General features: G+C 47.8%; 8 protein-coding genes. 3 read left to right on the top strand and 5 right to left on the bottom strand.

Annotation, left to right across the window (positions count from 1 at the left end):
• Window positions 1-300: 300 nt before the first annotated feature.
• Window positions 301-2037: a glycosyltransferase family 39 protein gene (locus MC7420_RS12340; protein ID WP_044206721.1), complete on the top strand. Its 1737-nt coding sequence runs from the start codon at window positions 301-303 to the stop codon at window positions 2035-2037.
• A gap of 26 nt (window positions 2038-2063) precedes the next feature.
• On the opposite strand, the gene MC7420_RS12335 is transcribed toward MC7420_RS12340, so the two are convergent.
• From MC7420_RS12335 to trxB, 5 genes are all read right to left on the bottom strand, one after another.
• Window positions 2064-2453, bottom strand: coding sequence for a type II toxin-antitoxin system VapC family toxin (locus tag MC7420_RS12335; protein ID WP_232231694.1), 390 nt, complete (start codon window positions 2451-2453; stop codon window positions 2064-2066).
• A complete protein-coding gene (locus MC7420_RS12330; RefSeq protein WP_006100731.1) occupies window positions 2446-2718 on the bottom strand; it encodes a hypothetical protein in 273 nt (90 codons plus the stop codon). Before MC7420_RS12330 ends, MC7420_RS12335 begins: the two co-directional genes overlap by 8 nt.
• A 128-nt stretch (window positions 2719-2846) precedes the next feature.
• Complete coding sequence (locus MC7420_RS12325) at window positions 2847-3830, bottom strand: heme o synthase (protein ID WP_044206849.1); 984 nt, start codon at window positions 3828-3830, stop codon at window positions 2847-2849.
• A gap of 275 nt (window positions 3831-4105) precedes the next feature.
• Window positions 4106-5047, bottom strand: coding sequence for a COX15/CtaA family protein (locus MC7420_RS12320; protein WP_044206846.1), 942 nt, complete (start codon window positions 5045-5047; stop codon window positions 4106-4108).
• A 128-nt stretch (window positions 5048-5175) separates the two neighbouring features.
• Window positions 5176-6567: a thioredoxin-disulfide reductase gene (trxB, locus tag MC7420_RS12315; protein ID WP_006100644.1), complete on the bottom strand. Its 1392-nt coding sequence runs from the start codon at window positions 6565-6567 to the stop codon at window positions 5176-5178.
• Window positions 6568-6768: 201 nt separating this feature from the next.
• On the opposite strand from trxB, the gene MC7420_RS12310 reads away from it, so the two are divergent.
• Together MC7420_RS12310 and MC7420_RS12305 are read left to right on the top strand one after the other, a co-directional pair.
• Window positions 6769-7116, top strand: coding sequence for a CU044_2847 family protein (locus MC7420_RS12310; RefSeq protein ID WP_044206715.1), 348 nt, complete (start codon window positions 6769-6771; stop codon window positions 7114-7116).
• Complete coding sequence (locus MC7420_RS12305; protein WP_006100387.1) at window positions 7106-7972, top strand: trypsin-like peptidase domain-containing protein; 867 nt, start codon at window positions 7106-7108, stop codon at window positions 7970-7972. The genes MC7420_RS12310 and MC7420_RS12305 overlap by 11 nt, the downstream gene beginning before the upstream one ends.
• The last annotated feature ends 24 nt before the right edge of the window (window positions 7973-7996 follow it).

Below are 7996 nucleotides of genomic sequence, written 5' to 3'. Positions count from 1 at the left end.
CTGAGTTTGCTGCTGGTATTGGCTTTGGGAGCTAGTTTGGGCGCTTGCCAAAATGACGCAGGCATAGATGAACCTCCAGCAGACGGTGGAGACGGCACAGAGTCTCCGGCTGAGTCTCCCACTGAGTCTCCCACTGAGTCTCCCGAGTAGAAAAGCCACAAAGAAATGCGATCACCTATTGATCGCCTTATCCCGGAAGCTGGAAACTATTTCCTAAGCCAAAACGCGATATCTAGACTTCATCGTCAGGTATCGCTTTTTACTTGGCTTCAAGCCTTGGTGTATCAATTGCCATGAACCATGAACCCTAAACAACGACATTGGTTGCACTTTGGGCTACTCGTGTTATGGATAGCCCTTGGTGCAATTCTGCGCTTGAGTCGTTTGGTTTCTCTACCCCCATGGACTGATGAGTTCGCCACGATGGTCTTTAGTTTAGGCAACAGTTTTCAAACCGTGCCACTGAATCAGTGGATTAGTTTAGATGTCTTGCTCTATCCCTTGCATCCTGTGGCTGATGCAGATATTAGTTCAGTTGTCAACCATTTAAGCCAAGAAAGTACACATCCACCGATTTATTTTGTCTTAACCCATTTGTGGATCAAGGTATTTCCTACCGATGACGGATTGGTATCCTTATGGGGGGCGCGATCGCTCTCGGCATTATTGGGAATTGCGGCTATTCCTAGCCTATTTGGTTTGGGGTATCTGGCGTTTGGTTCTCGGTTAGTCGGTCAAATCGCCGCCGCAATGATGGCGGTTTCACCTTACGGGATTTTCCTCGCCCAAGATGCACGTCACTACACTCTGGCGATTTTATGGGTGATTGCGTCTTTATCCTGTTTAGTTGTGGCGATTCAGGGTATCCACCGTGAGGAACCGTTATCAGTAGGAATGGGATTAGTGTGGGTGGGTGTCAATAGTTTGGGCATCGCTACCCATTATTTTTTTAGCTTAACCCTTTGTGCGGAAGGAGTGGTGCTGTTGACGCAGGCTTGGCAACAGCGAAGGAAAGATCCTCAGAGTTGGGCGCGATCGCATTGGCGGCGTATCTATGGGGTTGCTTTAGGGACGCTTGTCGGGGGTTTAGTCTGGCTACCTGCTTTATCCAGTATCTACGGTAGCGAACCCACAGCCTGGATAGCCGACGGGGATCTCACTCGTGAATGGTTACCACCCATCGGGCGGCTGTTTATTTGGGGGCTGAGTATGATCGTCTTGCTTCCCACCGCCACAACTGTTCTGCCGATTTGGATCGTGGTAATCTCCGGTATCGTAACGGTGGTATTTGTGGTTAGCCTGATACCGAGACTCGGTAATGGCTGGAAACTCCAACAGCACTTTCCTGATCGCCGTTTAGCTTTGCAGATTTTGTCGGTATATTTAGGGAGTGCGATCGCATTAGTCTTGGGCATCACCTACGGTTTAGGTATGGACTTAACTCTAGGGGCGCGGTTTCAGTTTGTTTACTTTCCGGCTGTGATCCTGTTATTAGCGGGGATGCTGGCTGGAGTTTGGCAGCAGGTGACATTTGATTCAGCTTCTAGGCTAAAGCATGGCAAAGCAATTGTGGTCATGATTTGGCTGATGGGATTAATGGGAGGATTCACCGCAATTGGGAATTTAGGGTACTTACAAAATCACCGTCCCGATTTACTTGCCCCTGTAATCCAAGAGGCGTCTCAATCTGCCGTATTCATCGCCACCACTCACAAGCATCATGGACAAACCGGACGACTGATGGGGTTAGCATGGGAATTTAAACGATTATCGGATAGGAATAATTCTGAAACGGATAGAACTACATCTGCCCAATTTTTTCTAGCGGATCGTGATCCCAAAACCCGAACCTATACAGACGCGATCGCACGCTTGCAGAACACGTTAACTGAACTACCACGCCCCTTCGATTTATGGTTAGTGGATTTTCGGACTACGGTTGATTTAGAGGCGCAGCATTGTTTTCGCGATCGGTCTTATGGGTCATGGGCAGGGGAATATAAATATAAACTTTATCGTTGTCTGCCAGAAAAATAAATAAAAATTAGACTAAACCTTTCGATTTAAATTCGCCAATTATCCAACCTCAGAGGATAACCTAAGGCTTGAACTCGCTGATAGTGAGATAAATTGCCAGTTACCAAAGTAAGATTATGTTGTAGAGCGATCGCAGCAATCATTGAGTCAGGATAACCAATGGGTTGTCCTATTCGTTCTAAATCCGCATAGATACGCCCTGCTAATGCGGCATCTGGCAGTTCTAGTGTCAAAACCTCTTCAGAGGTAAGTGTAGCTAAAAACTCGTGAACACGATCTTCTCGTTGACGTTTATGCCAACCTTGGACAACCTCCATAACGGTAATAACCGAAATTGTGTAGCAACCGAAAACAGCACGATAAGCAGTAGCTTTAGCTATAACCCTTTGATTAATTCTCCTAAAAATTTCAGACAAAATGTCTGTGTGAAGCAGTGCCTTTTCCAATTTTTTCGTTGAATAACTGTACTCTCCGATTTTTTAGGGCTTCTTCAAGTATCTCATCAACAAGTTCCGGTTCATCAGCAACTAATCCTAACCAAGGATCTTTTGTTCTTTTTTGCCGGACGAGTAGTTTGATAACGTCTGCAATCAGTTCCGGTAATGTACTTTGCCGAGACTCTGCCAAAAGCTTGGCACTTTCAATGGTTTTTTGGTCGAGTTCAACTTCGATCTTCGTCATGCTTCCTAGCCTCTTGCATCAGGAGCTTGCTGAAATTCTAGCATTGTATAACCTCAGACATCGATTAGCACGAATCATTTAGTAGAGACGTTCCGCCGGAACGTCTCTACCACAGTTGGTTATTCCCATTAAACCGGAAACGGCAAAAACGGGATCGCACTCACCAAAGTTTGCAAATTGTCAGCTAAAGCGGTTGAGAGTTGCTGGGTGATCGGTAAACTATCCACTACGATGCCAGTACATAACAGCATCATGTACAGAATCGAATACTTAAACAACCCTCGCGCCAGTTGGTTATTGGTGGGACTTTGTAATAACTGCCATGCTTTTTGCAGAAAAATACTACCCAACACCAGCGCGATCGCGCCATACACCACACCCGATACTCCTAACGGATAAATGAATAACAGCGACGCGGGAACAACTAACAACGTGTAAACCCAGATTTGACGGGTTGTAGACTCTTCACCTGCTACAACAGGCAACATGGGAATCCCGACTTTGGCGTAATCCTCGCGAATCATCAAAGCCAGCGCCCAGAAATGGGGAGGAGTCCACAAAAAGACGACGGCAAACAGTAACCAGGCGGGTAAACTCAACTCTCCCGTCACCGCCGCCCAACCCACCAGTGCTGGAATTGCCCCTGCTGCACCGCCAATTACGATATTTTGGGGTGTATGGCGTTTGAGTAAGTGGGTGTAAATCCCCATGTAGAAGATAATGCCCGACATTGCCAATAATGCAGCTAGAAGATTGGCAAAGACGGCTAATAGGGTAAACGATGCAGATCCGAGAGCGATCGCGAATAACAAAGCATCACGAGTTTGTATCCGCCCTGAGGGAATTGGACGGCTACGGGTGCGTAGCATCTCATAATCGATATCGCGATCATAAATGCAGTTGAGAACTTGAGCCGAAGCAGCAGCTAAGGTTCCTCCAACCAGGGTAATGAGTAGCAAAAATGGATCAACTTGCCCCTCAGATGCCATCCACATCCCTGCGGCTGTCGTAATCAACAGCAGAGGAATAATGCGAGGTTTTGTGAGTTGGTAGTAGCTCTGGATCACTTGCCGGAAGTTTTCATGTTGACGGGATATAGTTGTCCCAATCATTAAATTCACCAATTCCTTATTTATTGAAACACTATATACAATCATTAACACTTTGACACAATCGCCGTTTTAATGCTGTAGGGGTGGGGGAGCTGGGGGAGCTGGGGGAGCTGGGGGAGCTGGGGGAGCTGGGGGAGCTGGGGGAGCTGGGGGAGCTGGGGAAGATGAGGGAGATGAGGGAGTTAACTCAAAACTCTACCTTCCCTGTTCCCTGTTCCCTGTTCCCTGTTCCCTGTTCCCTGACAAATGACAAATGACAATCCTCGCCGTTAACTTTAATTGTCCCCACCTACTTTTTCTACCGCTAACCCAGTGGTGCGATCGCGTAATGCCAAAACGGTAAAGACAATCAAATCTCCCAGTAATGCAGCGCCTACAGCTTGATGAGACACGGTTAGAGGTTCCACCTGTAGGTGTAACCAGAACGTCGCCACTCCCAGAATAATCTGTAAAATTACTAATCCACCTGCCAGATTTGCCAACTGTCGCAACAGGGGATGGAGGGCAGGTGTGCGCCATGCCCAAATAACCAGGGTTAAAGTGACTAACGTAGCTGGGACTACACCCGCAATATGACTATTCATCACGGTGCAAAGTTGAGACGCACCAAAGCATTGATGTAATGCCCAACGGGAAGCCACCAAACCTCCCAACAAGCTTTGTAAGTAAACCAAAATAGCTGCCGTCAAACCCATCCAGGGTAAGCGTCCAACCGCTCCTGTACCCTTGTAAGGCATCAGGGCAGTACCAATAATCAGTAAGGTTGAGAAAAACAACAAGGCTGTACCCAAGTGAGCTGTCACAATATCAAACCGTAACAGTTCGGTCACCGTTAAGCCACCCAAGACGCCTTGAAACACAATTAAACCCAAGGCAAATGTTGCCGCCCAAGGCAGCCACTTGGGTAAAAAACGGCGATCCCACCACGACAAACCCATTAGGGCGATTGTACTGACGCCAATTAATGCCGCATCGAGGCGATGGAACCATTCCAAAAAGACTTGAAAATTCATCTGCTGACTTGGCACCCACTGTCCATAGCACAGGGGCCAATCCGGACAAGCGAGTCCAGCATTCATCACCCGCGTCGCACTCCCTACTGCCATCAACAGCAATGTAGCGATCGCGATTTTCCAAACAAGGCGGCGGGTACGATCCCTGGCTTGGTTGCGATCGGGGGACTCAATCGTATGTTGAGGAAGGACGGATTCAGTCATAGCACTCATTGCTAATACTAACTCAGGGGTAGTTCATTTACTCACACGATAACGCGACTGTTGATTTCTCACCGTAGGTTTTCATCGCAAGTCGCTAGGCGTGTATTTACAACTCCCGTACCTGCAACTTATCTAGCTGCTGAAACTTCGGCAGGTAGGTACTTCTCAATCATCTGACGGTATTCGCTTTTTTGTTTTAAACCCTTAAGTTGATCCACGATTTCTTTGTCTTTGAAAAATTGTACCGTGGGTGTTCCAGTAACCATGGCATTTTCAGCGATTTCGGGTTCTGCTTCAATATCGACCTCGACAAAGTGGATTTTGCCCAAATATGCATCCACCACTTTATTTAGAATTGGCTTCAGGGTATGGCAAGGACCACAGTTGGGTGAAACATACTTAACCATAATCAGGCGATCGCTCTCGTGGAAGAGTTTGCGTAGGGCATAACCGCCAACATGCCGTGTCTTGTTAATATCAAAGGTTGCTTCTGTGTCTGCTGTCGGTTTCTCGTTCGCTGTCTGGGTTGGTGGTTCAGATTCGGGTTTCTGGTGATATTCCTGAATCAGGTTATTGGCAGACAACCAGCGTTCAGCTAACATAGCAGCCATACAGCCAGTTCCCGCCGCCGTAACCGCTTGGCGAAATTCATGGTCTTGCACATCACCCGCCGCATAAACCCCTTCTACACTGGTTTCCACAGAACCCGGTTTAGTAATAACATAGCCCACGTCATCTAGGTCGAGTTGCCCTTGAAACAGGGAGGTGTTGGGAGTATGACCGATCGCGTAAAATAGTCCCTTAACCTGTAAGTCGCTCTCCTCGCCTGTTTGGTTGTTATGGAGTTTAACTCCACTCATCCGACCATTTTCGCCAAACACATCCACCGCCTGCGTATTCCAGTGGACGGTGATATTGGGGTTATTTAACACTCGATCTTGCATGGTTTTCGATGCCCGCAGTTGGTCTCGGCGCACCAATAGATGCACATGATCCCCGTATTTGGTTAAATACACCGCTTCTTCAGCGGCTGAGTCACCCCCACCCACCACGGCTAGGGATTGACCATGAAAAATGGGAGTCGCACCATCACAAATCGCACAGGCGGAGATCCCATGACTCCAGAATTGGTTTTCACTGGGGAGTCCTAAACGTTTGGCGGTAGCACCAGTGGCAATTACAATACTGTGGGCTTGGACTTCTCGTTCGTCAGAACTGATAATAAAAGGACGCCGACTCAAATCCACAGACGTGACATCCTCGGTATAACACTCCGTTCCCCAGCGTTCGGCTTGGGCTTTCATCCGCTCCATCAGTTGCGGACCTGTGATCCCTTCGGGGAAACCGGGAAAGTTCTCTACGTCAGTGGTGGTCATTAGCTGACCGCCAGGAAGTCCTCCCGCTTGGAAGCCTTCAAACATCACGGGTTTAAGGTTAGCACGGGCGGCATAAATGGCAGCAGTGTAACCTGCAGGACCCGAACCGATAATCACCAAGTTTTCTACAGTAGAGTTGGACATATAAATAAACTCATAACGACTACGTTTAAAATTTAGTATAGCGGAATGTTGACGGTGACAACGCTTGGAATAAGGTAGTTTTCGGTTAATCCGTCTTCCCCGTCTTCCCCGTCTTGCTCGACGCATGACTCGCCGTAATTCCATCCGTTCTTTTGTTGAATCCTGATAAAATCAGATAAAACACCATTTCCCAGGTCAACATTGAAACAACTTGTTGAATTTTCCCTAGACGATGACTCTACGTTCTTAGTCGAGGTAGACGAACCCGAGACAACGGCTGTTGAACGAGTAGCGTTACCTTCGGGGCGGTTAGCGCTGAAAGCTCAACAGTCATTTGATCAAGCACTGGATAATATTAAGCCTGTCGCCTCTAAGATAATTTCCAAACTCAATGACCTCAATACACCCGCTGATGAAGTGGAAGTCAAATTTGGGCTGAAGTTAACCGCTGACGCAGGCGCAGTCTTTACCTCAGTTGGTGGCGAAGTCAGCTATGAAATTACCTTGAAATGGAATCAGTCTCAGTCAAGGAAACGCGATGGCAGATAACTCAGCTTACCTAAATGCCTTTAAAACTGGGATTATTCGCATATCCCACGCCAATGGATTCGTCGTTGGGGCAGGATTTCTGGTATCTCCTAATTATGTGTTAACCTGCGCTCATTTGGTAGCTCAAGCCCTGACGATTTCCCCAAATACCCCGGATGTGCCGACAGGTTTGATTGACTTGGATTTTCCCTTAATTGCACCGGGAAAGAAAATTAAGGCAAGGGTAGAGTTTTGGCAACCCGTGAATCCCTCAGTCGCGGGAGAAGATATTGCTGGATTGAAAATAGAGGGTGAATGTCCGCCTGGGGTGCAACCTGTGCGGTTGGTTACAGCAGACGACGTTTGGCAACATCCAGTGCGCGTGTTTGGCTTTCCCAGTGGACATAATGATGGCGTTTGGGCGACGGGGGTACTGCGCGGGGAACTAGGCAATGGGTGGATACAGATGGAAGCGGTTACTGTTACCGGTTATCGGGTAGAACCGGGGTTTAGTGGTGCGCCAGTGTGGGATGAAACCTTGTCGGGGGTTGTGGGGATGGCGGTGGCGGCGGAACGGCAACGGGAGGGGGTTAAGGCGGCGTTTATGATTCCCACCAAGGTACTGAGTCAAACTTGGTCGGTTCTTGGTGAATTGGTTCAAACAACAACCCCATCCAAACCTGCATTGAGTCGAGTTCAGCAAATCAAAGCCAAAGTTTTACAGCAACGTTTGGAAAGCTTATCAACTGACTATGAAGCCGCCTATAATCAGTTGAATTATACCCTAGGTGCCGCCGATCGCACCATACTTAAACGCCAGTGTGATGCCATTGAGCAGGACATTACCCAAGTCGCCAACGAATTTGATGCATTATGAATCATTAAGTTTAACCATACCCTG

It is taken from the genome of Coleofasciculus chthonoplastes PCC 7420 (genome assembly GCF_000155555.1).
GTDB classification, from domain to species: domain Bacteria; phylum Cyanobacteriota; class Cyanobacteriia; order Cyanobacteriales; family Coleofasciculaceae; genus Coleofasciculus; species Coleofasciculus chthonoplastes_A.
This window is presented reverse-complemented; position numbering and strand designations above follow the sequence as displayed.

Bases quoted from the DNA above. Each gene is read 5' to 3' on its own strand.
- trxB (WP_006100644.1), bottom strand. From the start codon at position 6,567: ATGTCCAACTCTACTGTAGAAAACTTGGTGATTATCGGTTCGGGTCCT.
- MC7420_RS12305 (WP_006100387.1), top strand. From the start codon at position 7,106: ATGGCAGATAACTCAGCTTACCTAAATGCCTTTAAAACTGGGATTATT.
- MC7420_RS12325 (WP_044206849.1), bottom strand. From the start codon at position 3,830: ATGATTGGGACAACTATATCCCGTCAACATGAAAACTTCCGGCAAGTG.
- MC7420_RS12320 (WP_044206846.1), bottom strand. From the start codon at position 5,047: ATGACTGAATCCGTCCTTCCTCAACATACGATTGAGTCCCCCGATCGC.
- MC7420_RS12330 (WP_006100731.1), bottom strand. From the start codon at position 2,718: ATGACGAAGATCGAAGTTGAACTCGACCAAAAAACCATTGAAAGTGCC.
- MC7420_RS12340 (WP_044206721.1), top strand. From the start codon at position 301: ATGAACCCTAAACAACGACATTGGTTGCACTTTGGGCTACTCGTGTTA.